Here is a 24517-nt window from a genome sequence, read left to right on the forward strand (position 1 = left end):
TTTTGGGGGCTCCTGTCCCTTGCGGGGGGTGGGGGGTCGGCTCAAGCTGTGCCGCATGGATCTGGAGCTGCGCCACCTGAAGGTCATCTGGGCCATAGCCGAGGCGGGCAGCCTCACCAGGGCAGCTACGGGACTGGGGCTGGCTCAGCCGGCGCTCAGCGCGCAGTTGAAGAGAATGGAGCGCTCGCTCGGCGGCGAGCTGTTCGTACGGGGGCGCAACGGTGTGCGTCCCACGGCGCTGGGCGAACTCGTGCTCGACAGGGCGCGGGTGCTGGTGCCGGCCGTCACCGAACTCCAGGAGGAGGCACGGCGGTTCAGCCAGGAACGTACGGAGCGTACGGGCCTGCCGCGCTTCCGGCTCGGGGGCACGCACGGGCCGCTCCTGGGCGGCCTGGTCGACCGGCTGGCGACGGCGCACCCGAGCGCGCCGGTGACGACATACACCTCGTGGTCGGCCCGCGAGCTGGCAGGGCTGCTGATCGAGGGGCGTATCGACTACGCGCTGACGGGGGTGTGCGGCGAGAGCCATCCGCCCGCCTCGGGGCGGCTGGTGTGGCGGGAGGTGGCCACCGACCCCGTGTTCGTGATGCTGCGCGACGGCCATCCCCTCGCGGGGCGCGACGAGGTGCCGTTGGGCGAGCTGGCCGCCGAGCGGTGGGCGAACGTGCCGGGGGACGGCTGCTTCGCGGAGTGCTTCGCCGCCGCGTGCGCCCGGGTGGGGTTCACACCGGACGCGGTGTACGAGACGGACACGGCCTCGTGCGTACACCTGGTGCAGGTGGGGCGGGCCGTCGGGCTGTGCAGGGCGACGTTCCCGCCGACGACGGGTGTGGTGACGCTGCCGATCAGCGGTTCGCCGCTGATATGGCGGCATGTCATCGGTTGGTACCCGGATTCGCCCGCCGCGAGCGAGGGCGGTACGGCGCTGGCGCACGCCCGCGCGGTGCATGACCAGGCAGCGGAGGCGAGTCCGAGCTACGCGCGGTGGAGGCGGGCGCATCCGGGGGAGCCATGAGACCCATAACACGGTGGGAGGGGGCAGGTTGGGAGGTCCAGACCTGTCGTGTACGCGGCTACGGTTTCGCCAACCCCCGACGAAGCCAAGGAGAACTCCATGGCAAGCCCCGTGAAGAGTTCCATCCTCCGCAGACGTGCCACAGCGGCAGCGGCGGCCACCCTCGCCGCCGGCGCACTCGTACTGGCCGGGATCACCAGCTCGGCCTCAGCGGGACCAGGCACCCCCGACCGCGACACCCGCGCACAGTCCGGCTCCTCCGACCTCTCCCCCGGCCTGCTGAAGGCCATGAGCAAGGACCTGGGCATCACAAAGGCGCAGGCCAAGACCCGTGTAGGCAACGAGTCCTCCGCCTCGGAGACGGCCGAGCGGCTCCGCTCCTCGCTCGGCGCCAGCTATGCGGGCGCCCATGTCACCGGCCCCACGGCCGACCGCCTGGTCGTCGCGACGACCCAGGCGAAGGAGACCGCACTCATCGAGGCCGCGGGCGCGACGGCGCGCGTGGTGAAGCACAGCCTGGACCAACTGGACGGAGTCAAGAAGTCGCTCGACCGTACGGCCAAGAGCACGGCGCCCAAGGGCGTACCCGTCTGGTACGTCGATGTGAAGGGGAACCGCGTGGTCGTGGAGGCGGCCCGTACCGCTTCGGCGCACGCCTTCCTCGACCGGGCGGGGGTGGACCGCTCCGAGGTGACGGTCCGTCACTCCGACGCGAAACCGCGGACGTTCGCCGATCTGCGCGGCGGCGACGCGTACTACATGGGTGGCGGCCGGTGTTCCATCGGCTTCTCCGTGACGCGGGGCGGCAGCCAGGCCGGCTTTGTGACGGCGGGCCACTGCGGCACACCGGGCACGAGCACGACCGGCTACAACCAGCAGGCGCAGGGCAGCTTCCAGGGCTCCACCTTCCCCGGCCGTGACTACGCGTGGGTCGCGACCAACAGCAACTGGACGGCGCGCCCGCTGGTCAACGGCTATGGCAACGGCGATGTGACGGTGACGGGTTCGACGGAGGCCGTCGAGCAGTCGTCCATATGCCGTTCCGGCTCGACGACGGGCTGGCACTGCGGCATCGTGCAGCAGCGCAACACCAGCGTCTCGTACCCGCAGGGCACGGTCTCCGGTGTGACCCGCACCAACGTCTGCGCCGAACCGGGCGACTCCGGCGGCTCGTTCATCTCCGGCAGCCAGGCGCAGGGCATGACATCCGGCGGCTCGGGCAACTGCCGCCAGGGTGGTACGACCTTCTTCCAGCCGGTCAACCCCGCGCTCTCCGTGTACGGGCTGACGCTCGTGACCAGGGACGGCGGTCCGACCGATCCGCCCACCGACCCGCCCACCGATCCGCCCGTGGGCACCTGGTCCGTGGGCAAGAGCTACAAGGCGGGCGACACGGCGACGCACGGCGGCAACTCCTACCGCTGCCTCCAGGCGCACACCGCACAGCAGGGCTGGGAGCCGCCGAACACCCCCGCACTGTGGGCGCGTTCCTAGTCCAGGAGACGACGCACCGCAGGTGCACTGCCCTCTGGTCGGCGCACGCACAAGCCACCCCGGTGGGGGGTAGTGGAAGGGGCGCCCCGGGCCTGTCCCGGGGCGCCCCCGCGTGCGTGTGACGGGCCCGCCTGCTCGCCCTCGCCTCTGCGTGCTTGCTCGCCGGCCCGCGTTCATGGCACGTCCGACAGGTGGTTCAGACGGGCCAGGCGGTCGGGGTCGGCGAGGATGTTCAGCTCGGTGATGCCGTGCGGTCCGACGGTGAAGTCCATGACGGACATGGCCCGTCCCGCCACGACGGTGAGCACCCCCGGCACCCCGTTGACCAGCGCGGGACGCGCGTGTACTGCCATGCGCTGGAAGGAGAACGCCTGATTCGCCACCGCACGCGCTCCCCTGATGAGGCAGGAGGAGTCGGCGGCCCCGGTGTCGGCGCGGAGCGTGACCTCCGGGTCGAGCAGCCCGAGCAGTGCCTCGAAGTCGCCGGAGCGCGAGGCCGCGAGAAAGGCGTCGACCACCCGGCGCTGCCGGTCGGGGTCGGGCATCGTGCCCACGCCCCGCACCCGCCGTCTGGCCCTGCTGGCGAGCTGGCGGGTCGCGGCAGGGGTGCGGCCGAGCATCGGCGCGATGTCGTCGAACGGTACGGCGAAGGTGTCGTGCAGCACGAAGGCGAGGCGCTCGGCGGGTGTGAGCGTCTCCAGCACGACGAGCAGCGCGAGCCCGACCGAGTCGGCCAGCAGCGCCTGCTCCTCGGGGTCGGAGTCCTCCAGCGCGCCGACCAGCGGGTCCGGCACATGCGTACGGGTCTCCAGCGGCTCCTCGGCGCGGGAGGCACGCGAGCGCAGCAGGTCGAGGCAGACGCGGCTGAGGACCGTCGTCAGCCAGCCGCCCAGGTTCTCCACCTCGTCGGCGTCGCTGCGGCCGAGCCGTATCCAGGTCTCCTGGACCGCGTCCTCGGCCTCGCTGACGGAGCCCAGCATGCGGTAGGCCACGCCGCGCAGCCGGCCCCTGTGCTCCTCGAACCGGCCCGCTAGGAAGTCGTGTGGGTCCATCGGTCACCTTCTCCGTTCGCCGTCCGTCACTGAAATGACGCGTGGGACGCGAGGAATGTGACACAGAGGGCGTGCGTTGCGGTGCGCCGTGCCTGTGCCTGTGCCTGCCCGTGCCCGTGCCCGTGCCTGTGCCCGTGCCCGTGCCTGTGCTCGTGCCTGCGTGTGCCCGGGTGCGGCGGCGTGCGGTGGCAGGTTGCAGGTGGCGGGGTGCTTCGGGGGTTGCGGCGTGCGCTTCGGGAGGGAAAGTTCACGCGTGAAACATCTGTTAACCTTTTACGAGTGAAGAAAACCCGGCGGCACGCCCTGGCACGGCACCCCCGTCCGCCTCTGCCCGTACGCGGCGCCGTACGGCTGCGCGGTGGCGGCGATGCCTGGCACAAGCCCGCCTTCAGCGCTGCGCTCGCCGTCGTCCTTCCCGACCTGGTGCTGCTCGCGCTCGGCAGGACGGACCTCATCCTGTACGTGACGGCAGGATCGATGTGCGCGCTGTACGCGCACGGATTCCCCTACGCCGCGCGGGCACGGACCCTGGTCTGGGTCGTCCTGGGGATGGTCGCGAGTGTCGCCGTGGCACTGACGGCCGCTGCGCTCGTCGACTCGGCCGCACTGCTGGTGCTCCTGGCCTCGCTGCTCGCCGCCGTGCACAAGGTGGCGTGCGACGCCACGCGTATCGGCCCGCCGGGCAACCTCATCTTCACGTTCCTCGCGGCCAGTTCGTTCTTCTCCCCGCAGCACCTGGCCGACGTGCCCTTCCACACCGGCCTCGCGCTCCTGGGCGGGGCGCTGGCCTGGCTCATCTGCATGGCACCGGCGCTGGTGCGCCCGCGCGGCCCCGAACGCATCGCCACCGCACGCGCGTTGGAGGCCGCAGCCCGCCTGCTGCGTACGCCCGTGGGGGACGGCGCCGCAGGTGCGCGGGCCGACCGGGCCGCCAGGAGCGGGACGGCGGCGGCCGTCAACGCCGCCTGGCACACCCTGTTTCTCGTCTCCGGCCGCTCGACGGCCGCCGCCGTCTCCCGCGCCGGCCTGGAACGCCTGCTCGTACGGGCCGAGTCGGCGCTGAGCAGCGGGGCAACCGGAGCTGAAGCGTCCGGAGAGGCGGAGCTGCTGCTCGGGTGGGCGCGCGGACTGCGCGCCGGCGCCCCGCTGCCCTCCGTACAGCTCACCCCCGCCCAGGCCGAGGAACTGGCCGGGGTCGCCGTCGAACGCGAGGCCGGAGCCGCGGGGGAGGCGGGGCACAACGTCGGCCGGGAGGCGGGGCACGCCGTCGAGCGCGGGGCAGCGCACACCTTCGAACGCGGGCCAGGCCCGGCACGCGGGGCCGGGTGTGCCACCGCGCGGTCCGGGCCCGGCGTGGCGGTGGAGGGCGGGCGCCTCGCGCGTAACCGGCCCGCCTTTCCCGCGCGCCGCTCCTACGTACTGCACCGCCTGCGCGAGCCCGGCTCGCCGCTGCGCCCGCTCGGGCTGCGGGTCGCCGCAGGGTGTGCGCTGGCCGGGTGGGCGTCGCTCGCCGCCGGGGTCGGCCACCCCTACTGGGCCGTGGTCACGGCCGCCTCCGTCTTCCAGGCCAATACCTCGCTGTCCTGGCAGCGCGCCGTACAGCGCACCCTCGGCAACCTCCTGGGACTGCTCGTCTTCGCGCTGCTCCTCCCGGTCATCGGCCTCGGCCCGCTCGCCATGGTTCTGCTCGCCTTCGTCCTCGTGATCGGCGCCGAGGCTCTCATGCCCCGTAACTACTGGCTGGGCAGCGTGTGTGTGACGCCCATGGCGCTGCTGCTCAGCGAGTTCGGCGCCGACCACCCGGCGGGGGAGCTGATGGGGGACCGGCTCATCGACACGGTGCTGGGCGCTGCCGTCGGGGTGCTCGTGTGCCTGCTGGTCACCAACAGGCGCGCGGCGGGCCGTATCGACGCCGCCCTCGCACGGGTGGCGCACGCGCGCGACGAGGCGGCGCTGGCCACGGGCTCGCCGGACGTACCGCGTCAGCGCGCGTGCCTCTCCAGGGACCGGCTGATCGCGGCCCTCGGCGAACTGCGCGAGGCCATGGAGACCGCCTCGGGCGAGTGGTGGCAGCGGGCACTGCCGGAGGAGCGCGTCGCCGTGGCCGAACGCGAGGGCCACCAGGCGCTGACCCGTCTCGCACACACGCTCGGCGCCCGAGTGACGACGGGGTGAAACCCGTCCGGGTGCCGGACGGCAGAATTGAGCGGTGAACGGGAGACAAGAGCACGGCCGAGAGGGGCAGCACGTGCCCGAGGACACCGGATCCGGCAAGGCCGCCGGAGGTGCCGGAAGTGGCAGGGACATCGTCGAGCGGGTCCTGACCCAGTGGCAGCGGGTGAGGCCCGACCTCGACACGGAACCCATGGCGGTGATCGGGCGCATCAACCGCTGTGCCGCGCTCCTGCAACAGGCGTCGGACGCGCCACTGGCCCACGAGGGCTTCTCACGCGCGGAGTTCGACATCCTGGGGACACTGCGCCGCGAGGACCAGGAGCTGACCCCGGGACAGATCGCGCGCGAGACCTTCGCCTCGGGTGCCGCCGTCACCAAGCGGGTGCGGCTGCTGGAGGAGAAGGGCCTGGTGGAACGGCGGCCCGGCACCCGTGACCGCAGGGTCGCGCACCTGTCGCTCACCCCCGGGGGCCGCGAGCTGATCGACCGCCTGATGCCGGAACAGCTGGCCTACGAGAAGTCGCTGCTGGACGGCCTGAAGCCGGGCCGGCACGAGGAAATCGCCGACGCACTCGGCGACTTGCTGCTGCTGCTCGAAGGGAGGGTGGGCGCTCAGCGTCCCAGGTAGCCGTCCCGGGCCCCGGTAGCCGTCCCGGTCCCGCGTCGCCCCAGTCTCGCGTCGTCCCGGTCCGTCCCGGCGCTCCACCGGCCCCTGTGCCGTTACGGGCAGTCGTGCCAGGCGGTCCAGGCGCCGTCGAGCGCGGACTCCAGGGGAGGCGCCGAGGGGCCGAGGTGGCGTACGAGGGCTCCGGGGCCGGCGAGCCGCGTGAGATACGGGTCGTCCGGGTCCCCGGGACGCTCGGTGCCGAAGTGGGTCACCGAGCCGAGGAACCGTGCCCCGTGCAGGATGCCGGGCAGCTCGCGTTCGCCCGGATCGCTGAAGTCCAGGTCCTCCACGAGGAGTTCGGCGCCGTCGTACGAGGCACGGGTCACCGTGCGTACGGCGCCGCCGCGCTCGCCCGAGCGGCCCAGCACCAGCAGTTCGCGCCAGAGCATCCCGGCGCCCCGCGCGAGGTCCGCCTCGACGGAGCGGTGCACGCGGGCGCCGGAGGAGACGACGAACGGGCGCGCGGCCCAGCACAGCCGCGCGCCCTCGCCGAGCGTGACGGTGGCCGACCAGGTCGCGGCGCCGCCGCGGTGGTCGTAGGCGACGAGCCCGGCCGGTTCGATGAGTTCGAGCCGTGCACCGGGCCCGACGGTCACCCGCAGATCGAGCGCGTCCCCGGCGAGGAGCCCGGCGCGGGTGCCGACGAGCGCGAGCCGCAGCACACCGGGCTGCGAGGCCACGGGGCGCGGTGCCAGGAAGGTGCCGGTGGCCAGTTCGCGCGCGACGTGCCGGTCACCGTCGCGCTCGACGGCGATGACGGTCGGCTCGCTCGGCTCTCCCGGCTCTCCCGGCTCGCTCAGGGGTTCCATCAGGGGTGCGCGTGGCCGTGCGTGTGGCCGTGCGCCGCACCGTGCGCGAGGCCGCCGCCGCGCCCGCCCGTCTCACCGTGGCCGTGGCCGGACTCGCCTTCTTCGTGCCCGTGCCCGTCCTCGCCGTGAACGTGCCCGCCTTCGTCGTGAACGTGCCCGCCTTCGTCGTGAACGTGCCCGTCCTCCCCCGCGTGGCTGTGCGGTGCCATCGGGCCCGGGTCAACGGGGGTGTGGCTGCCCTCGCGGTGGCGCGCGAGCAGCGACCGTACCCAGGCGGCGAGTTCGGTGACGGAGGGTGCGTCCTTCCGGGAGAGCGCGAGCACGGGCAGCCCTGAGCGGGCGCCGCGCGCGTCCTCGACCATGCGTTCCACGTCGACCTCGACGTACGGCGCGAGGTCCGTCTTGTTGATCACCAGCAGGTCGGCGCCCGAGATACCGGGACCGCCCTTGCGTGCCACGTCGCCGCCGCCCGCGACGTCGAGGCAGAAGATCTGCGCGTCGACCAGCGCCGGGCTGAAGGTGGCCGTGAGGTTGTCGCCGCCGCTCTCGATGAGGATCAGATCGAGCGGCCCGTACGCCTCCTCCATGTCCTCGACGGCGTCCAGGTTCACGCTCACGTCGTCCCGGATCGCGGTGTGCGGGCAGGCGCCTGTCTCCACGGCGCGGATGCGCTCGGTCGGCAGGACACCGGCCGAGCGCAGGAAGCGCGCGTCCTCGTCGGTGTAGATGTCGTTGGTGACGACGGCCATGGACAGCTCGCCCGCCAGCTCGCGGCAGAGCGTGGCCAGGATCGAGCTCTTGCCGGTGCCCACGGGCCCCGCGACGCCGAGGCGCAGGGGTGTGCGAGGTGCGGTGCCGTTGTCGGTCGACTCGGTCGAGTTGGGGGAGGAGTGGGGGGAGGAGCTGGGTGAGTTACGCAAGGAAGAGTCTCCGTTCTGTTCGTTCGTGTGCCAGCGCCCACTGTTCGACGAGGGGCGCCGAGCGGGCCGGGAGCCCGGCGGGGTCGCTCACGGCGACGGCCTCGGCGACCGCCGCCTCCACGCCGGGCGCTGCCTCGACGAGCCAGGCGGCCGAGTCGAGCGGGTCGCCGGGCAGCAGCTTGAGCGCGGCCGAGGCGACGGCCTGGAGGTCGTCGTAGATCACGGTGCGGGCCAGCTCGGCCGCCTCGACACCGAGCACGGCCGCCAGCGCGCCCGTCACCACGGGCCGCAGCGGGCGCAGCACGGGCGGGCCCGGCAGCACCGCCGTTTCCAGTGCCGTGATCGCCGGGTGGCCCGGCGCGAGCCGTCGCGCGAGGCGGTGCACTCCCCGGCCCAGCGCGGCCCCGGCGGCCCGCAGGGGCGCAGCGGGCGTACGGGCAGCGAGCGCGCGCTGTACGGGGCCGTAGTCGATGGCTCCTCCCGGCCCGGGAGCGGCGGCCGTGCGCGCCGCGAGCACCGCTGCCGCCGCCTCCGTCACGCACACGGTGCGCACCCTCGCCCGCAGCAGCGCCGGGATCTCCTCGCGGCGCAGCCCGGCAGCGACGGCGGGTTCCAGGCCCGCGCTGTACGCGTACGAGCCGACCGGAAGCCTCCCGTCCGCCAGCAGCAGCGCGGCGAGCCGCCCGGCTCCTGCGATCATGGCGCGACCAGCGGCGCGGTCACGCGTACGAGAGGGCCGACCGGACGTGCGGCCACCGGCACTCTGCGGGGAGCGGCTGCGAGCGCGGCCATCAGAACATGCTGTACCGCTGCGCGAGCGGTACCTCCCGGACGGGTTCGGGCCGCACGAGTTCGCCGTCGACGCGGATGTCGAAGGTCTCGGGGTCGACGTCGATGACGGGCGTCGCGGTGTTGTTGCGCATATCGGCCTTGGTGAGCCCGCGCGTGGACCGTACGGGCATCAACTCCCGTACCAGGCCGAGGTGTTCGGCGAGCCCGTCATCCAGGGCCGCGGGCGAGACGAAGCTGACGGACAGGTGCGGGCCCGCTGCGGCAGCCGCCGAGGGGCGCAGCAGAACGGGCTGGGTGGTGGGGATCGCCGCGTTCGCGTCGCCGACGGGCGCGTGCACGATCATGCCGCCCTTGAGGACGGCCGAGGGCCTGATACCGAAGAACGCCGGGTCCCACAGCACCAGATCGGCCAGCTTGCCGGGTTCGACGGAGCCGACGACGTGGTCGACACCGTGGGCGACGGCCGGGTTGATCGTGTACTTGGCGACGTAGCGCCGTGCGCGCTCGTTGTCGGCACGCAGGCCGCCGGGCAGTGCGCCGTTGCGTGCCTTCATCACATGCGCGACCTGCCACGTACGGCTGATGACCTCGCCGATCCTGCCCATGGCCTGCGCGTCGGACGAGGTGATGGACAGCGCGCCCAGGTCGTGCAGCACGTCCTCAGCCGCGATGGTCGAGGCCCGGATGCGGGACTCGGCGAACGCCAGGTCCTCGGGGACGCGCGGGTTGAGGTGGTGGCAGACCATCAGCATGTCGAGGTGTTCGGCGACGGTGTTGACGGTGTGCGGCAGCGTCGGGTTGGTGGAGGCGGGCAGCACGTTGGGGTGCGAGGCGACGGTGATGATGTCCGGCGCGTGCCCGCCGCCCGCGCCCTCGGCGTGGAAGACGTGGATGCCCCGCCCCGCGATGGCGTCCAGGGTGCGTTCGACGTAACCGGCCTCGTTGAGGCTGTCGGCGTGCAGCGCGACCTGGAGCCCGTACGCGTCGGCGGCGCGCAGCGCCGTGTCGATGGCGTGCGGGGTGGCGCCCCAGTCCTCGTGCACCTTGTAGCCGCCCGCGCCCGCGAGCGCCTCCTCGCCCAGCGCGCGGTCTCCCGCCGGACCACGGGCGCTGCCCTTGGCGAACAGCAGTACGTTGAGCGGCAGATGGTCCAGCGCCCTGTGCATCATCGCCAGATGGCGGGCGCCCGGCGTGACGGTCGTGGCCTTGGAGCCCTCGGTGGGGCCCGTACCGCCGCCGATGACGGTGGTGGTGCCGGTGGCCAGGGCCTCGTGCAGGGTGCCGGGGATCAGGATGTGGACGTGGGTGTCGACGGCGCCGGCCGTCAGGATGCGGCCCTCGCCGGAGACGACGTCGGTGCCGGGCCCGATCACCAGCCCTGGGTGCACAGCGTCGGAGACCTCGGGGTTGCCGGACCGGCCGAGCGCGACGATCCGGCCGTCGCGCACGCCGACGTCGGCCTTGATGACGCCCCAGTGGTCGAGGACGACGGCGTTGGTGATCACGAGGTCGAGCGCGCCCTCGGAGCGCGGGGTGGGGGCCTGGGCCATGCCCTCGCGGATCGACTTGCCGCCGCCGAAGACCGCTTCGTTCCCGGCGAACTCGCCGCCGCAGAGGTCCTCCTCGACCTCGATCCACAGGTCGGTGTCGCCGAGCCGGATCTGGTCACCGGCGGTCGGGCCGTACAGCGCCGCGTAGGCACTTCTGTTCAGCTCAACCAATTCCGGCTGCCTCCGAATTCCACGATAATGACCTCCATGTCCACGCCGGGCTCAAAACGCAGGGAGGTTCCGGAAGGATTGTTGAGCCGAAACCCACGAGCGGATTCCCGGTCGAATTCCAGGGCCGGATTCGCATCCGGCAGATGCAGATGGCTGCCGATCTGCACGGGGCGGTCGCCGGTGTTGACGACCGTGAGGGAGCGGGTACGCCGCCCGGGGTTGAGGGTGACGGAGCCGGTGCCCGTCCGGATCTCGCCGGGGATCACGGGATCGGCTCCGTGATCGTGACCAGCTTGCGCCCGTCCGGGAATGTGGCCTCGACCTGCACGTCATGCAGCATTTTGGGGATGCCGTCGAGAACGTCGTCCCGGCTCAGCACCGTCCTGCCGCGCGTCATCAGATCCGTGACGGACAGCTCGCCCTCGCGGGCGCGCTCGATCGCCCAGCAGGAGAGCAGAGCGACGGCCTCCGGGTAGTTCAGCCGGACTCCGCGAGACAGCCTGTCCCTTGCCACCATTCCGGCGACGCTCAACAGCAATTTCTCCGTGTCGGACGGAGTCAGCAGCATGGGAAACCTCCACGGAAGTGGTCGGCGAAGTATTTTCCGTGACCACGAAAGACGTCTCTCTTATAGCTCCGCCCGATGTGTCGCGGCAAGTTGGTTCGCGCCGCAAGAAGTCCGTTTTTAGCGTTATGACCGTCTAAATACGGGCAAAGGGCGTGAAAGGCCAAGGTAAAGAGTTGGCCATGCCGCCAGCTGCGCATGCCGCCTGCCGCCGCGCCGCCGCCTGCCACGTATCCCGCCTGCCGCGCCGCCGCGCCGTGGCCCTCCACCTCGGCCTTCCGCGCCCTTCCGCGCCCTCAGCCCAGGCCACGGCCCGAGCCGCCCTGCCCACACCGCGCCGGGCCGCACCGTGGCCGCATCCCGGCGTGGCGCTACGACGGCGCCCGCACCGCGGCGCCTCACGCCACGGCGCCCACTACGACAGCGCCCGCACCGCGGCGCCTCACGCCATGGCGCCGCGCTACGACAGCGCCCCGCTGCGGCCATGCCACCGCAGTGGCACCACGGCGCGGCACACCACGCGGCGCGGCTCACGCCCCGCCGCGCTCACCGCACGGGGCGGCTCGCCACATGGCGGCGCTCACCGCACGGGGCGGCTCACCGCACGAGGCGGTGCACCACACGGCGGCGCTCACCACACGCGGCGGCTCAATCACGCGGCGGCTCACACCACCGCGCCCGTCCCCTTCGGGTCCTTCTTCTTCTCCGACGGCTCCCGTTGCTGTTCCGGCTTCCACCGTTCCAGGAGCACCGCCAGCGGTGTCGCGGAGAACACCGTCGAGGCCATGCCCACCGTGACGCCGGCGAGCAGTGCGACGGAGAAGTCCGTCAGCGAGTCGCCGCCCAGCACCGCCAGCGCTGCCAGGATGAACATCGCGCCCATACCGGTGTTGATGGTGCGCGGCAGCGTCCGCAGGATCGCCGAGTCCGCGAGGTCGGGCAGGGGCGGTGCGGCGGAACCGGCCGCGCGGCGCATCCCGCGCAGGCGGTCGAAGACGACGACGGTGTCGTTCACCGAGTACCCGATGACCGTCAGCAGCGCCGCCAGGAACACGCTGTCCACCGGCTTGCCCAGCCACGCGAACAGCCCGACCACCAGCAGCACGTCCTGCATCATCGCCACCACGGCCGCCGTCGCCATCGTCCAGCGGAAGCGGATGCTCAAGTAGACGAGTTGCGCGGCCACCGCGATGCAGAGCGCGATCAGCGCCTTGTCGCGCAGCTCGCTGCCCAGGCTCGGGCCCACGAGCTCGTCCCGCTCGACCTTCACCTCACCGCCCACCGACTCCAGGTCGGTACGGATGCTCTCCTGCTGGTCGTTGGTCAGCTTCTCCGTCCGTACGGTGATCCCGTCGTCCCCCGACTCCTGGACGACGGCGCGCGGGAAGCCCGCGTCCGTGACGATCTCGCGCGCCCTGTCCACATCCACCTGCTGGCTGGTGGTGTACTCCACCAGCCGTCCGCCGGTGAACTCCACGCCGAACTCCAGCCCGCGCAGCCCGATTCCGGCGAGCGCTGCCAGCACGATCCCGGACATCACGCCGAGCCACAGCCCGGGCCTGTGTGCCAGCCGCGGCCTGCGTTCGGCCAGCCACGCCCGTACGCGCGAGGCGCCGGCCATGCCCGTCAGCTTCGGCCGCCGTTCCACGAAGCGGCGCCCCACCGCGAAGTCCGCGAGGACGCGCGTGATGACCAGCGCCGAGACCATCGAGGCCAGCACGCCGAGGGAGAGGGTCACGCCGAAGCCCTTGACCGGGCCCGTCGCGAAGAAGAAGAGCAGTCCTGCGGCCAGCAGCGTCGTCACGTTCGAGTCGATGACCGCGCTGTACGCCTGCTGGAAGCCCGTACGCAGCGGCTTGCGCAGATCCCTGCTGCGGTCACGCAGGCTGGGCCGCGTGTACTCCTCGCGGGCCCGCTCGAACACAAGGACGTTCGCGTCCACCGCCATCCCGATCGCCAGCACGAAACCGGCCAGCCCCGGCAGGGTGAGCGTGGCCCCGATCGCGACGATCGCCGCGTACGAGATCAGCCCGTACAGGGCCAGCGCGACGGTCGCGAGCGCGCCCAGCAGGCGGTAGACCACGATCACGAACAGGCCGGTGCACAGCAGGCCGATGATCGCGGCCTGCGCGCTCGCCTTGATCGCGTCGGCGCCCAGCGCGGGGCCGACCGTCTGCTGCTCCACCACGTCGACGGGCACCGGCAGGGCCCCGCCCTTGACCAGGGCCGCGAGGTCGTGGGCCTCCTCGTCGCTGAAGTTGCCCGTGATCTGCGTGGAGCCACCGGCGATACCGGTGCCGCACGCCACGTCGTCCTGGATGTTGGGCGCCGAAATGATCCGGTCGTCCAGCACGATCGCCACCCGCCGCTTCTGGTCCCCCGACGGCTGGCACGCGGCCTCACCCGTGAGCTTCGCCCACTTGTCGCCCGCCCCGCCCTTGAAGTCGACGGTGATGCTCCAGCCGGCGCCCGTCTGGTTGTCGAACTCCGGCTTCGCGTCCTTGACGCCCTCGCCCGTGAGCGCGGACGGCGCCAGGCGCAGGGAGACGCCCTTCGCGTCCGGATCGGGCAGCACCTTCGAGTCGTCCTCGCCCTTCCCCTTCTCTCCCTTGTCCCCCTTCTTCTTGTCGCCCTTCTCCCCGGCCTTCTCGCCGGGTGCCGTCACCCCCTCCACCGGGTGAAAGGTCAACTGGGCCGTGCGGCCGATCACTTCGGCGGCCTCGCGCGGGTCCTGGACGCCGGGCAGCTCGACCACGATCCGGTTCTCGCCGGACCGCGACAGCGAGGGCTCGGCGACGCCCAGCGCGTCCACGCGCTGCCGCAGCACCTCCAGCGCCCGGTCGGTCGCTGACCCGTCGGCCTTGATCCCGGGCGCGTCCTTGGTCTCCAGCACGATCTGCGTACCGCCCTTGAGGTCGAGCCCCAGCCGGGCCGGGGTCGTCAGGGCGAAGAAGAGGGAGACGCCCACCACGGCGAACGCCACCAGCGCCCGCCACAGCGGCGCGCGCGAACGTTTCGGGGTACGGGAAACCCCCGGCTTACCGGCCTTTCCTGATGCTCCGGACCTACGGGAAGGACGGGATGTACTCGGTGTACGGGACAAGACGGCTCCACGTGAACAGAGCGCGCCACGGGCAGCACAGCAGCGGCACGTGCGCGCGAGAACAGGGGCTGCCTGCACAGGGGCGGTGAAGCGCGCGGCGGAGAGAAAGGTCCACCGCAGCGCCGTGCGACGGCGCGTGACGGCGCGAGTGGAGCCCGGCGGAAGCGGGGCAAGCCGTCAGCGTGACGTCCGGTTCACCGGCAGTGAGCAGGCAAGGGGCTCGTCAACTGCTCGGCGTGGAAGGAGGCCCGCGCGGAGCGCGCGGGGAGTGTGCGGGGCGGGGCGGTGCCCGCTCCTGGCGGGGGGTGACGGCCGCCCGGCCCGCCAGCACGGGCGGGGCACCGTGCGCGGCGGCAAGCAGCGCGGGCGGGTGTGCGGGGTGCGCCGGGGGCCGCACCTCATGGGGGGCCGTGGCCGTCGCGTCCTGCGCGGCGACCGTGCGCCGCAGCTCCTGGCGGGAGTGTGTCTGGCGTGCGTGCCCGCCCTGCTGGGAGCCGCTGGCCGCCGTGGCGTTGACCGGCGCGTGCGCCGCACCGGCACCCGAGGCTCCGGACGCCGCGCCGGCGAGCAGCAGAAGCGTGCCCCAGACGAGGGCGAGAAACACGGAGAGTGAACGCCGCAGACGCTGACGCATCCGGCTCCCCCTTCTCCGCCTTCTCCGCGGTAGTCGCTCCGGTACCAGGGCCGGTCGTGACGGCTCACCCTAGATGACCCGCGCGCTACGGGTCAGTCGCGGTCGGCCCCCGTTCGGGTCCTGACCTCGCCGCCCTCGCCCTCACCGCCGCCTCCGCTGCCTCCGCCGCTTCCACCGCGTACGACGAGCGCGTCCAGCAGCTCCTCGGTCGCGGCCGTGATCCGCTCGACGGCCAGGTCGAAGGCGGCGGCGTTGTGGGCGGCCGGCTGCCGGAATCCGGAGACCTTGCGGACGTACTGGAGCGCGGCTGCGCGCACCTCGTCCTCGGTGACGGATTCGGCGTAGGGCGGACGCAGCGTCCTGATGCTTCTGCACATACCGCCGACGGTACGTTCACGCCGCGTGAGAGGGGAGCCCAGCGACGGCCCCGGCGCTTGTCCCGTGCGCCCGTTCGGGTGACGAGGAGTACCATGAAACTGCCGTGACGTGCGTATATGTCGCTTACGCACCCACCCGGAACCGTGCGCTCGCGGGCGTACCGGTGGTGTGAAGGGAGGCGGGCCATGCAGACGATCTCGGGGCTGCTCGGTGAGCTGACACCGGAGCAGCGTGAACGGTTGCGCGCGCTGGGGCATGAGGTGTCGTTCGACGCCGGTGACCGGATCTTCGAGGAGGGCGGCAGGGCCGACCGCTTCTGGATCCTGCACACCGGGTCGGCCACGCTCGACATGCATGTGCCGGGGCACAGGGATGTCGTCATCGACCACGTCAGGCACGGCGAACTGCTGGGCTGGCACTGGATGTTCAAGCCCTACGTGTGGACGCTGGGCGCACAGGCGGAGAGCCCGGTGCGCGCCCTGGAGTTCGACGCCAAGTCCGTACGCGTGCTGTGCGACGAGGACCTGGAACTCGGGCTCACCCTCACCCGCGCCGTCGCCTCCACCATCGGCGACAGGCTCCAGCGCTCACGCGCCCGGCTGATCGACCTCTTCGGCCCGTACGCACCGAGGGACCACACGCCCGGAGCCGTCTGACCGCCCGGAGCGGTCTGACCGCCCGGAGCGGACCGAGCAGAGCCCTTCGGTCCGACCCCGCTCCCGCCCGCCAGCCCCGTCCGTCCGTCCGTCAGCGCGTGCGGGCCGTGAACGGGCTGATCCGGCCCGCCATCATCGCCGCGAGCCCGTTCACGGCGCTCAGCTCGGGCTGCTCCGCCAGGTGCACGGACATGCCGGTGGCGTCCCGCAGCCGCTCGTCCAGGCCCGGCAGCAGCGCGCTGCCGCCGGTCAGCACCATGCCGCGCTGGGCGAGGTCGGCCACCAGGTCGGGCGGGCAGCGGTGCAGCACCGAGCGGATGGTGTCGGTGAGTCCTGTCAGCGGGGGCTGGATGGCGGTGCGTACGTCGTCAGGGTCGATGCAGACCGTGCGCGCGAGCCCCGTCACCACGTCCCGCCCGAGCACCTCGGCTCTGTCGGCGACGTCCACGCCCCCGGTCAGCGCCAGGTGCAGGGGGCGTACGGCCTGGTTGGGCAGGAGCAGTTCGTGCCGGTTGCGTACGTACTCCACGACCGCGTGGTGAATGGTGTCGCCGCCCAGGCCGACCGTTCCCGCGGCGACGATCGAGCCCAGCGAGAGCACGGCGACCTGGGTGGTGGCGGCGCCGCAGACCAGGATCATCGCGGCCTCGGGGCGTTCGACGGGCAGCCCGCAGCCGATACCGGCCGCCGTCGGGGTGTCCACCAGCTCCACGCGGCGCGCGCCCACACCGGTCAGCGTCTCCACGGTGGCCCGGCGTGCCAACGGGTCGGCGTCGTGCGGGATGGTGGCCACGGCGCGCAGCAGCACCCTGCGCCGCCGCAGGCCCTGCAGCTTCTCCCCGACGAGCGCCCTGAGCATGCGCCGCGCCATGTCGATGTCCACGACGGTGCCGCCCGAGACGGGCCTGACGACCCGGATGTGCTGCGGGGTCCTCCCGGCCATCCGGGCCGCCGCCTCGCCGACGGCGATGAGGGCGCCCGTGCTGGTGTTCACGGCGACGACGGACGGCTCGTCGACGATGAGCCCCGCCCCCTTCACCTGGACGCGGGTCCTGGCCGCGCCCAGATCTACGGCGATGGAGCAGCGGATCAGGTCCTCAAGGCTGGAGCTCATGGCGCGCGGGTCCTTCCCGGGAGGCGGTGACGGCCTGTGGACCGTCCGCCGGACGGTCCACTGCTCAGCGTGTGCCGTTCAGGACGGGCGCGCGCGCCGGAGTGGCCCGGGCGGGTGAGAGGGGCCGTACCGGGGCCTGTTGAGGAGGTGTCAGGCGAGCGCCACCGGGCTCGGTTCGCCCTTGCCGCCCTCGCCCTCGCTGAACTGCGTACGGTGCAGCTCCTCGTACCGCCCGCCGCGCGCGAGGAGTTCGGCGTGCGTGCCCTGTTCCACGATGCGGCCCTCTTCCATGACGAGGATCAGGTCGGCTGCCCGTACGGTCGAGAGCCGGTGCGCGATCACGAGGGACGTACGGCCCTCCAGCGCCTCGCCCAGCGCCTCCTGCACGGCGGCCTCCGAGGTGGAGTCCAGATGCGCAGTCGCCTCGTCGAGCAGGACGACACAGGGCTGAGCCAGCAGCAGCCGCGCGATCGTCAGCCGCTGGCGCTCGCCGCCGGAGAGGCGGTAGCCGCGCTCGCCGACGAGGGTGTCGAGGCCGTCGGGCAGCGAGGCGACGAGCCCGTCGAGCCGCGCCCTGCGCAGCGCGGCCCACAGTTCGTCGTCGGTGGCCTCCGGGCGGGGCAGCAGCAGGTTGGCCCGGATGGTGTCGTGGAAGAGGTGCCCGTCCTGGGTGACCATGCCGAGCGTGCGGCGCAGCCCGGCCGCGCTCACGTCGCGTACGTCCTTGCCGCCGAGGCGCACGGCGCCGCTGTCGACGTCGTAGAGCCGGGGCGCGAGGGCGGCGAGCGTGGACTTGCCCGCGCCGGAGGAGCCGACGAGCGCGACCATCTGGCCGGGCTCTGCGCGGAACGAGATGCCGTGCAGCACCTCTTCACCGCCCCGGGTGTCGAGGGTGGCGACCTCTTCCAGCGAGGCGAGGGAGACCTTGTCGGCCGAGGGGTAGCTGAAGCGGACGTCGTCGAACTCGATGGAGACCGGCCCTTCGGGCAGCTCCTCGGCGTCCTCCTTCTCCTCGATGAGCGGCTTGAGGTCGAGCACCTCGAAGACCCGCTGGAAGCTGACGAGCGCGCTCATCACCTCGACGCGTGCGCTGGCCAGTGCGGTCAGGGGTGCGTAGAGCCGGGTGAGGAGCAGTGCGAGGGACACGACGGCGCCGGGCTCCAGGCTGCCGCGCAGGGCGTAGAAGCCGCCGAGGCCGTAGACGACGGCGAGGGCGAGCGCTGCGACGAGGGTCAGCGCGGTGAAGAAGACCTCCTGCACCATCGCGGTGCGTACCCCGATGTCCCGTACACGGTCGGCCCGTTGCGCGAAGGCGGCCGACTCCTCGCGCGGCCGGCCGAAGAGCTTGACGAGGGTGGCGCCGGGCGCGGAGAAGCGCTCGGTCATCTGGGTGCTCATCATCGCGTTGTGGTTGGCCCGTTCACGCTCCAGGCGGGCCAGCCGTGCGCCCATCTTCCGTGCGGGCAGCACGAAGACGGGGAGCAGCGCGAGGGCGATGAGGGTGATCTGCCAGGAGAGGTTGATCATCACGACGAGCGTGAGCAGCAGCGTGACGAGGTTGCCGAAGACCTCGGACAGGGTGCTGCTGAAGGCCCGCTGGGCGCCGATCACATCGTTGTTGAGGCGGCTGACGAGGGCGCCTGTGCGGGTGCGGGTGAAGAAGGCGACGGGCATCCGCTGCACGTGGTCGTAGACCGCGGTACGCAGGTCGAGGATGAGGCCCTCGCCGACGCGGGCCGAGAGCCAGCGGGCGAGCACGCCGACGCCGGCCTCGGTGACGGCGATGAGCGCGATGATCCCGGCGAGCCAGAGGACGGTGCCGGCGGCGTCGCCCCGCACGATGGCGTTCACCACGCGCCCGGCGAGCAGCGGGGTGGCGACGGTCAGGGCCGCGAGCACGCTGCTGAGCAGCAGGAACGCGACCAGCTTCCGGTGGTGGCGGTGGGCGAAGCGGTAGATGCGGCGGACCGTTGCCACGTCGAACGGATGCTGGTCCTGGTAGGTGTGCTTCGAGTTGTAGAGCGCGTTCCACGCGGTCATCTCCATGCTCATACCGGGAAGGTAGAACTTGAAGTGAGATTTAAGTCAACAGTGTGACCGTGCGGCGCGGAAGACGGCCCGGACAGGTGGACGGGGTGTCTCCTGCGTCCCCGGGGGTGGAGAGGGGCGGAACGCCTCTCACGCGGTCGCCGTCCAAGACCCCGCGTGACGACCGCAGAGCAGTGCGCTACCCGCTTTGACCGGCTGTGATGGCCTCACGACAGGCCGTCGTGCACGTGCATCGGCACATGCATGAGCACGTGAACGCGGTTATGATCCCGGGCAGTTGACAGTTTTCCGACTGCTCAGCCCGCACCCCCACACCTGACTAGTCCGGGAGATCCAAGTGCCTCACGCGTACAACGGCATGGCCGCCAGGGACCTCCAGGGGGTCTCGTGGCGAAAGAGCCGGCACAGCAACTCGCAGGGAACCTGCGTCGAGTTCGCCAAGCTGCCGGACGGAGACGTCGCCGTGCGCAACTCGCGCTTCCCCGACGGACCCGCACTCGTCTACACCCCCGCGGAAATGGAGGCGATGCTGCTCGGCATCAAGGACGGAGAGTTCGACTACCTGATACGCGACTGACTACGCCGGGCCGCGGCCACGGACGCTTCCCGGAGACCCCGGACCTGTCTGTCGGTCCGCCGCTCGCGGCGAACCCAGGGCGCTCATACCGGCCGGAGCCGGAAGAGCGCCCACACGATTTTCCCGGCCAGCGGCCCCGAGAGCGGGTGCCAGCCCCAGTTGTCGCTGAAGGAGTCGACGAGGCACAGTCCTCTGCCCGACTCGGCGGCGAAGCCCGCCAGTTCCGCGAAATCGGCGGTTCCGTCGTCCTCCGCCGCCGGAGCGGCAGTCACGGCCGTGGTGTCCGGCGGCTTGCTGCTGGGGTCACGTACGGCACACACCAGCCGGGCGGACCAGCGCATCAGATGCAGCCTGACAGGCGGGTCGCCCTCGTCCCCCGACGCCGCCCCGTGATCGGCGCCGGGGGTCAGGCCGTGCCGCATGGCATTGGTCACCAATTCGGAGACAACCAGCGCCACGTCATCGAATTCCTCGGTGATCTCCCAGCGTTGGAGCGTTCTGCGGGTGAAGTCCCGGGCGCTCTTGACCGCTTCGTAGCGCGGCGGCAGCGCACAGGAGGCGGAACCGGACACGGAGGCGGCGTCCAGCATGGGGAGGCCCTGCCATAAGGGCTCCAGCACCGTTGATCCCTCGGTCCCCATGACGGGCCACTCCTGGCGTTAGCGGCAGTGATGATCCTGTGTGGATCCTGTCGGCTGTGCTCCCCCGCCTGGCGCGGGCGCCAAAGTGCTCCGCGTACCCGTCAACTGACATGGCACTGGGTGCACTTGTGCGATCCCCATGGTTCCCAATGCCCACAGCAGATGCAAGGGCAGATGCACGTGCACGCGATACTTTCGATCGTGTGTAATCGGTCGGGCACGCAACGGAGCGCAAAGATGGCACACTTCCCTTCAAGCAGGGGTGGAGGGCTGATCGAAATGGTTACAGAACCGGCAAATCGCGTCACCGGAGGCGCGAAGGGGGTGAGCAGTTCCAGCGGGTCCATGGTTCGCAGAATCCTGCTCGGGTCCCAGCTGCGGAGGCTCCGTGAGGCGCGCGGGGTCACCCGGGAGGCGGCCGGTTATTCGATTCGTGCTTCCGAATCCAAAATCAGCCGGATGGAGCTGGGGCGCGTGAGTTTCAAGGCGCGGGACGTCGAAGACCTGCTCACCCTGTACGGCGTGACGGAAGACGCCGAACGTGAGCCGCTCCTCGCCCTCGCCCGTGACTCCAGCATCGCCGGCTGGTGGCACAACTACAGCGATGTGCTTCCCGGTTGGTTCCAGACCTACGTAGGACTGGAGGGCGCCGCCTCCCATATCAGTACCTACGAGGTCCAGTTCGTGCACGGTCTGCTGCAGACGGACGACTACGCACACGCTGTCGTCACAGCGGGGCACAAGACCGCGGTACCCGAGGACGAGGTCGAGCGCCGGGTGGCGCTGCGCCTGGAGCGCCAGAAGCTGCTCCTCGGCGAGAACGCTCCTGACCTTCTCTGTGTCCTCGACGAGGCCGCGCTGCGCCGCCCTTTCGGCAGCGACACCATCATGGACGGCCAGCTCAAGCACCTCGCCGAGATCTCCGAGCGCCCCAACGTCACGCTCCAGGTCGTCCCGTTCGAGTCCGGCGGTCACGCGGCCGAGAGCGGCGCCTTCACCCTGCTGCGCTTTCCCGAGTCCGACCTGAACGACGTGGTGTACCTGGAGCAGCTCACCAGCGCGCTCTACCTCGACAAGCGGGACGAGGTGGGGCAGTACGACCAGGTGCTGGAGCGGCTGGTCGATATCGCCCTGTCCCCCTCAGCCAGCCGCGATCACCTTCACAGAATCCGCCAACTCAGGTGACTCCCCGGTACGATGACGTGCCATCAGCATCTCCTTCCACCACCTGAAGGTTCTTTCCACAACGAAGGCTCCTTCCGCCCCCCCAGAAGGAATGGCATGTCCTACTTCACGGATCTGGCACTCCAGTGCATAGACGGCGAGTGGCGTCCCGGGACGGGTTCCTGGGACATCATCGACTTCAATCCGTACAACGGCGAGAAGCTCGCCTCCATCACCGTGGCCACGGTCGACGAGGTGGATCAGGCGTACCACGCGGCCGGCAGAGCCCAGCGTGAGTGGGCCGCGACCAATCCGTACGCGCGCAGGCGCGTCTTCGAGCGCGCGATCCGCGTCATCGAGGACAGCGAGCCGCAGATCACCGAGGCGATCATCGCCGAGCTGGGCGGCACCCGGCTCAAGGCGGCCTTCGAGATCCACATGGTCAAGGAGTTCTTCCGCGAGGCGCTCCAGCTCTCCCTGTACACCCTGGGCGAGATCCTGCCGTCGGCCGTCGAGGGCAAGGAGAACCGCGTCTACCGCAGCCCGGTCGGTGTCGTCGGCGTCATATCCCCGTTCAACTATCCCTTCCTGCTGGCCGTGAAGTCCGTGGCGCCCGCGCTCGCGCTGGGCAACGCCGTGGTGCTCAAGCCGCACCAGTCGACGCCGGTGTGCGGGGGAACGCTGATCGCGAAGGTGCTGGAGAAGGCCGGGCTGCCGCCCGGTCTGGTGAACGTCGTGATCACCGACAGCGCCGAGATCGGTGACGCGCTCATCGAGCACCCGATCCCCAAGGTCCTCTCGTTCACGGGCTCCGACCGCGTCGGCCGCCATGTGGCCACCGTCGCCGCACGCAACTTCAAGCGGACCATACTCCAGCTCGGCGCCAACAGCGCGCTGCTCGTGCTGGACGACGCCGATGTGGACTACGCCGTCGACGCCGCCGTCTTCAGCCGCTACGTCAACCAGGGCCAGCTGTGCATGGCGGCCAACCGGATCATCGTGGACCGCGGCCTGGAGCGGGAGTTCACCGAGAAGTTCGTGGCCCGGGTCGCCGCACTCGTCGTCGGTGACCCCGAGGACCCCGCGACGCACATCGGCCCGCTGATCAACTCGCGCCAGGCCGAACGCGTCACCGCGCTCGTGGAACAGGCCGTCGCCGGCGGGGCCACCGCGCTCCTGCACGGCAGCGCCGAGGGCAACCTCGTCTCGCCCAGCGTGCTCACCGGACTGCCCCCCTCCTCACCGCTGTTGCGCGAGGAGATCTTCGGGCCCGTCGCGCTGATCATCCCCGTCGACGGCGAGGAAGAGGCCGTACGCGTCGCCAACGACACGCCCTACGGCCTCGCCGGCGCCGTCCACAGCCGGGACATCGAACGCGGTATCGCCGTCGCGCGCCGTATCGAGACGGGCATGGTGCACGTCAACGACTCGACCGTCGCCGACGAGCCGCTGGTGCCCTTCGGCGGTGAGAAGCACTCCGGCCTCGGCAGGCTCAACGGCACGCAGGTCGTCGAGGCGTTCACCACCACCAAGTGGATCTCCATCCAGCGCGGCCGGAGCGAATTCCCCTTCTGAGGAATCCGGTTGGGGCTTGAGGACAGAACCTGACCGCAACGCCATCTAGCTTGTCCGTCATGAGGGGCGCCCGAGCCGGGCCCCCGCGAAGAGAGGTGGCGAACAGCATGCCGGTGGTCGTTGAGGCAGAGGCACGTGGCGACGAGCGCGGAGCGCTCCTGGCGTATCTGGAGGCCCAGCGGGGCGGTCTGCGCAGGGCGCTCCACGGCCTCACCGAGGAGCAGGCCCGCAGCGCGCCTTCGGCGAGCGAACTGTCCGTCGCCGGGCTCCTCAAGCATGTGACCATGGTCGAGCGCCGCTGGGTGCTCCTCTTCCAGGGCATCAAGCAGGACGCGGCAGCGGAGAAGGAGGCGTGGGAGAGCACCTTCAGGCCCGGCCCCGAGGAGACCAACGAGGCGCTGATCGCCTTCTCCGAGGAGGTCGCGGCCGAGACCGAGGCCGCCGTGCGCGCGGTCGCCTCGCTGGACGAGACCTTCGTGGTGCCGCCGGCGCCCTGGGACAAGGGCGGCGAGTTCTCCTGGCGCTGGGGCCTGCTGCACCTCATCGAGGAGGCGGCACGGCACGCGGGGCACGCGGACGTCGTCCGCGAGACCCTCGACGGCAAGGGCGCCTTCGACCTCGTCTTCGAGACCGGCGCCATGCCCGAGCCCGACTGGTCGGAGATACCCGGCGGGCAGTGAAGGCACCTGCCCTCCCTTCTGGTCAAGGCTTGACTAGAGTTCCCCGTACACCGACGCACGCGGGGGACCTGGGAGGACGGGAAGAGCGATGTCGCCGATCCGGCTGCTGGTTCTGGGAGCCGTGCGCCTGCACGGCCGTGCGCACGGCTACCAGGTCCGCAACGACCTGGAGTACTGGGGCGCGAACGAGTGGTCCCATGCCAAGCCGGGCTCGATCTACCACGCGCTGAAACAGCTCGCGAAGCAGGAGCTGCTGCTCGCGCACGACGTCGCGCCCAGCACGGCAGGCGGCCCGCCGCGTACCGAGTACGAGCTGACACCGGCGGGCGAGAAGGAGTTCATGCAGCTCCTGCGCCACTCGCTCACCGCCATCGACGAGAAGCCCGACGTGCTCACGGCCGGCGTCGGCTTCCTCGTCGAACTGCCGAGGGCGGAGGCACTCGCGCTGCTCAGGCAGCGGGTGGCCGCGCTGGAGGAGTGGCGCGCCGAGGTCACCAAGCACTGGACCCCCGAGGGCAGTACGCCCGAGGAGTGGGGGCACATCGGCGAGATCATGAAGCTGTGGGTGCACACGGCCGACAGCGGGGCCGCATGGGCGCGTGACCTGATCGCACGCCTGGAGAGCGGGCTCTACGTGATGGCCGACGAGGGCGAGCGCGATCTGACGGGTCTGACGGCCGACTCGGCGCAGGCGGCCGACTCGTAATCAAGTTTGACCAGTGGGTGATTCCCCGCT

General features: G+C 71.5%; 22 protein-coding genes and 1 pseudogene. 10 read left to right on the plus strand and 13 right to left on the minus strand.

Features of this window, described 5'->3' with window-relative positions; translation table 11 throughout:
* The first annotated feature begins 55 nt into the window (after nt 1–55).
* Nucleotides 56–1015 (plus strand): LysR family transcriptional regulator, encoded by a 960-nt coding sequence (locus NMN56_RS08170; protein WP_274044361.1) that lies wholly within the window; start codon nt 56–58, stop codon nt 1013–1015.
* A 99-nt stretch (nt 1016–1114) separates the two neighbouring features.
* Nucleotides 1115–2509, plus strand: a complete 1395-nt coding sequence (locus NMN56_RS08175) for an alpha-lytic protease prodomain-containing protein (protein WP_274044360.1) — start codon at nt 1115–1117, stop codon at nt 2507–2509.
* A gap of 173 nt (nt 2510–2682) precedes the next feature.
* On the opposite strand, the gene NMN56_RS08180 is transcribed toward NMN56_RS08175, so the two are convergent.
* The gene (locus tag NMN56_RS08180; protein WP_274044359.1) at nt 2683–3561 is read right to left on the minus strand and encodes a sigma-70 family RNA polymerase sigma factor; all 879 of its coding nucleotides are present in this window, start codon (nt 3559–3561) and stop codon (nt 2683–2685) included.
* Between the two features lie 279 nt (nt 3562–3840).
* On the opposite strand from NMN56_RS08180, the gene NMN56_RS08185 reads away from it, so the two are divergent.
* Entirely contained in the window at nt 3841–5736 is a 1896-nt protein-coding gene (locus NMN56_RS08185; protein WP_430542500.1) for an FUSC family protein, read from the plus strand.
* Between the two features lie 73 nt (nt 5737–5809).
* Nucleotides 5810–6364, plus strand: coding sequence for a MarR family winged helix-turn-helix transcriptional regulator (locus tag NMN56_RS08190; RefSeq protein ID WP_430542506.1), 555 nt, complete (start codon nt 5810–5812; stop codon nt 6362–6364).
* A 92-nt stretch (nt 6365–6456) separates the two neighbouring features.
* Here NMN56_RS08190 and NMN56_RS08195 read toward each other — a convergent pair whose 3' ends face one another.
* From NMN56_RS08195 to NMN56_RS08235, 9 genes and pseudogenes are all read right to left on the minus strand, one after another.
* Nucleotides 6457–7212 carry an urease accessory protein UreD gene (locus NMN56_RS08195; protein WP_274044358.1) on the minus strand — a complete coding sequence of 252 codons (756 nt, stop codon included), beginning with the start codon at nt 7210–7212 and terminating at the stop codon, nt 6457–6459.
* A gap of 188 nt (nt 7213–7400) precedes the next feature.
* Nucleotides 7401–8048: pseudogene (gene ureG, locus NMN56_RS08200) on the minus strand (urease accessory protein UreG); the annotation flags it as partial.
* 76 nt (nt 8049–8124) lie between these two features.
* Nucleotides 8125–8832, minus strand: a complete 708-nt coding sequence (locus tag NMN56_RS08205; RefSeq protein ID WP_274044357.1) for an urease accessory protein UreF — start codon at nt 8830–8832, stop codon at nt 8125–8127.
* A 91-nt stretch (nt 8833–8923) separates the two neighbouring features.
* Nucleotides 8924–10645, minus strand: coding sequence for an urease subunit alpha (locus tag NMN56_RS08210; RefSeq protein ID WP_274044356.1), 1722 nt, complete (start codon nt 10643–10645; stop codon nt 8924–8926).
* Complete coding sequence (gene ureB, locus NMN56_RS08215) at nt 10633–10911, minus strand: urease subunit beta (RefSeq protein ID WP_274044355.1); 279 nt, start codon at nt 10909–10911, stop codon at nt 10633–10635. Before ureB ends, NMN56_RS08210 begins: the two co-directional genes overlap by 13 nt.
* On the minus strand, nt 10908–11213 hold the full coding sequence (locus tag NMN56_RS08220) for an urease subunit gamma (protein WP_274044354.1): 306 nt from the start codon (nt 11211–11213) through the stop codon (nt 10908–10910). The genes ureB and NMN56_RS08220 overlap by 4 nt, the downstream gene beginning before the upstream one ends.
* A 661-nt stretch (nt 11214–11874) precedes the next feature.
* Nucleotides 11875–14208, minus strand: coding sequence for a protein translocase subunit SecD (secD, locus tag NMN56_RS08225; RefSeq protein ID WP_274044538.1), 2334 nt, complete (start codon nt 14206–14208; stop codon nt 11875–11877).
* 328 nt (nt 14209–14536) lie between these two features.
* A complete protein-coding gene (locus NMN56_RS08230) occupies nt 14537–14947 on the minus strand; it encodes a hypothetical protein (RefSeq protein ID WP_274044353.1) in 411 nt (136 codons plus the stop codon).
* 92 nt (nt 14948–15039) lie between these two features.
* On the minus strand, nt 15040–15324 hold the full coding sequence (locus NMN56_RS08235; RefSeq protein WP_274044352.1) for a DUF2277 domain-containing protein: 285 nt from the start codon (nt 15322–15324) through the stop codon (nt 15040–15042).
* A gap of 186 nt (nt 15325–15510) precedes the next feature.
* Here NMN56_RS08235 and NMN56_RS08240 point away from each other — a divergent pair, with 186 nt between their 5' ends.
* A complete protein-coding gene (locus NMN56_RS08240) occupies nt 15511–15981 on the plus strand; it encodes a Crp/Fnr family transcriptional regulator (protein WP_274044351.1) in 471 nt (156 codons plus the stop codon).
* Between the two features lie 91 nt (nt 15982–16072).
* Here NMN56_RS08240 and NMN56_RS08245 read toward each other — a convergent pair whose 3' ends face one another.
* Both NMN56_RS08245 and NMN56_RS08250 read right to left on the minus strand, forming a co-directional pair.
* Nucleotides 16073–17095 carry a rod shape-determining protein gene (locus tag NMN56_RS08245; RefSeq protein ID WP_274044350.1) on the minus strand — a complete coding sequence of 341 codons (1023 nt, stop codon included), beginning with the start codon at nt 17093–17095 and terminating at the stop codon, nt 16073–16075.
* A gap of 150 nt (nt 17096–17245) precedes the next feature.
* The gene (locus tag NMN56_RS08250) at nt 17246–19147 is read right to left on the minus strand and encodes an ABC transporter ATP-binding protein (RefSeq protein ID WP_274044349.1); all 1902 of its coding nucleotides are present in this window, start codon (nt 19145–19147) and stop codon (nt 17246–17248) included.
* Between the two features lie 334 nt (nt 19148–19481).
* On the opposite strand from NMN56_RS08250, the gene NMN56_RS08255 reads away from it, so the two are divergent.
* On the plus strand, nt 19482–19721 hold the full coding sequence (locus NMN56_RS08255; protein ID WP_274044348.1) for a DUF397 domain-containing protein: 240 nt from the start codon (nt 19482–19484) through the stop codon (nt 19719–19721).
* Between the two features lie 83 nt (nt 19722–19804).
* On the opposite strand, the gene NMN56_RS08260 is transcribed toward NMN56_RS08255, so the two are convergent.
* Nucleotides 19805–20362, minus strand: a complete 558-nt coding sequence (locus NMN56_RS08260) for an ATP-binding protein (RefSeq protein WP_274044347.1) — start codon at nt 20360–20362, stop codon at nt 19805–19807.
* Nucleotides 20363–20707: 345 nt separating this feature from the next.
* On the opposite strand from NMN56_RS08260, the gene NMN56_RS08265 reads away from it, so the two are divergent.
* The 4 genes from NMN56_RS08265 (at nt 20708) to NMN56_RS08280 (ending at nt 24487) form a co-directional block, all read left to right on the plus strand.
* Nucleotides 20708–21547 carry a helix-turn-helix domain-containing protein gene (locus NMN56_RS08265; protein WP_274044346.1) on the plus strand — a complete coding sequence of 280 codons (840 nt, stop codon included), beginning with the start codon at nt 20708–20710 and terminating at the stop codon, nt 21545–21547.
* Between the two features lie 96 nt (nt 21548–21643).
* Nucleotides 21644–23101: an aldehyde dehydrogenase family protein gene (locus NMN56_RS08270; RefSeq protein WP_274044345.1), complete on the plus strand. Its 1458-nt coding sequence runs from the start codon at nt 21644–21646 to the stop codon at nt 23099–23101.
* 107 nt (nt 23102–23208) lie between these two features.
* A complete protein-coding gene (locus tag NMN56_RS08275) occupies nt 23209–23781 on the plus strand; it encodes a DinB family protein (protein WP_274044344.1) in 573 nt (190 codons plus the stop codon).
* Nucleotides 23782–23869: 88 nt separating this feature from the next.
* Nucleotides 23870–24487: a PadR family transcriptional regulator gene (locus NMN56_RS08280; protein WP_274044343.1), complete on the plus strand. Its 618-nt coding sequence runs from the start codon at nt 23870–23872 to the stop codon at nt 24485–24487.
* Nucleotides 24488–24517 lie beyond the last annotated feature (30 nt).

This window comes from Streptomyces iconiensis, from assembly GCF_028657195.3.
GTDB classification, from domain to species: domain Bacteria; phylum Actinomycetota; class Actinomycetes; order Streptomycetales; family Streptomycetaceae; genus Streptomyces; species Streptomyces iconiensis.

Coding starts and splice junctions, on each gene's coding strand:
- NMN56_RS08175 (WP_274044360.1), top strand. CDS start 1,115: ATGGCAAGCCCCGTGAAGAGTTCCATCCTCCGCAGACGTGCCACAGCG.
- NMN56_RS08270 (WP_274044345.1), top strand. CDS start 21,644: ATGTCCTACTTCACGGATCTGGCACTCCAGTGCATAGACGGCGAGTGG.
- NMN56_RS08235 (WP_274044352.1), bottom strand. CDS start 15,324: ATGTGCAGAAGCATCAGGACGCTGCGTCCGCCCTACGCCGAATCCGTC.
- NMN56_RS08170 (WP_274044361.1), top strand. CDS start 56: ATGGATCTGGAGCTGCGCCACCTGAAGGTCATCTGGGCCATAGCCGAG.
- NMN56_RS08275 (WP_274044344.1), top strand. CDS start 23,209: ATGCCGGTGGTCGTTGAGGCAGAGGCACGTGGCGACGAGCGCGGAGCG.
- NMN56_RS08195 (WP_274044358.1), bottom strand. CDS start 7,212: ATGGAACCCCTGAGCGAGCCGGGAGAGCCGGGAGAGCCGAGCGAGCCG.
- NMN56_RS08280 (WP_274044343.1), top strand. CDS start 23,870: ATGTCGCCGATCCGGCTGCTGGTTCTGGGAGCCGTGCGCCTGCACGGC.
- NMN56_RS08205 (WP_274044357.1), bottom strand. CDS start 8,832: ATGATCGCAGGAGCCGGGCGGCTCGCCGCGCTGCTGCTGGCGGACGGG.
- NMN56_RS08240 (WP_274044351.1), top strand. CDS start 15,511: ATGCAGACGATCTCGGGGCTGCTCGGTGAGCTGACACCGGAGCAGCGT.
- NMN56_RS08265 (WP_274044346.1), top strand. CDS start 20,708: ATGGTTCGCAGAATCCTGCTCGGGTCCCAGCTGCGGAGGCTCCGTGAG.
- NMN56_RS08220 (WP_274044354.1), bottom strand. CDS start 11,213: ATGCTGCTGACTCCGTCCGACACGGAGAAATTGCTGTTGAGCGTCGCC.
- NMN56_RS08180 (WP_274044359.1), bottom strand. CDS start 3,561: ATGGACCCACACGACTTCCTAGCGGGCCGGTTCGAGGAGCACAGGGGC.
- NMN56_RS08230 (WP_274044353.1), bottom strand. CDS start 14,947: ATGCGTCAGCGTCTGCGGCGTTCACTCTCCGTGTTTCTCGCCCTCGTC.
- NMN56_RS08260 (WP_274044347.1), bottom strand. CDS start 20,362: ATGGGGACCGAGGGATCAACGGTGCTGGAGCCCTTATGGCAGGGCCTC.
- NMN56_RS08250 (WP_274044349.1), bottom strand. CDS start 19,147: ATGAGCATGGAGATGACCGCGTGGAACGCGCTCTACAACTCGAAGCAC.
- NMN56_RS08245 (WP_274044350.1), bottom strand. CDS start 17,095: ATGAGCTCCAGCCTTGAGGACCTGATCCGCTGCTCCATCGCCGTAGAT.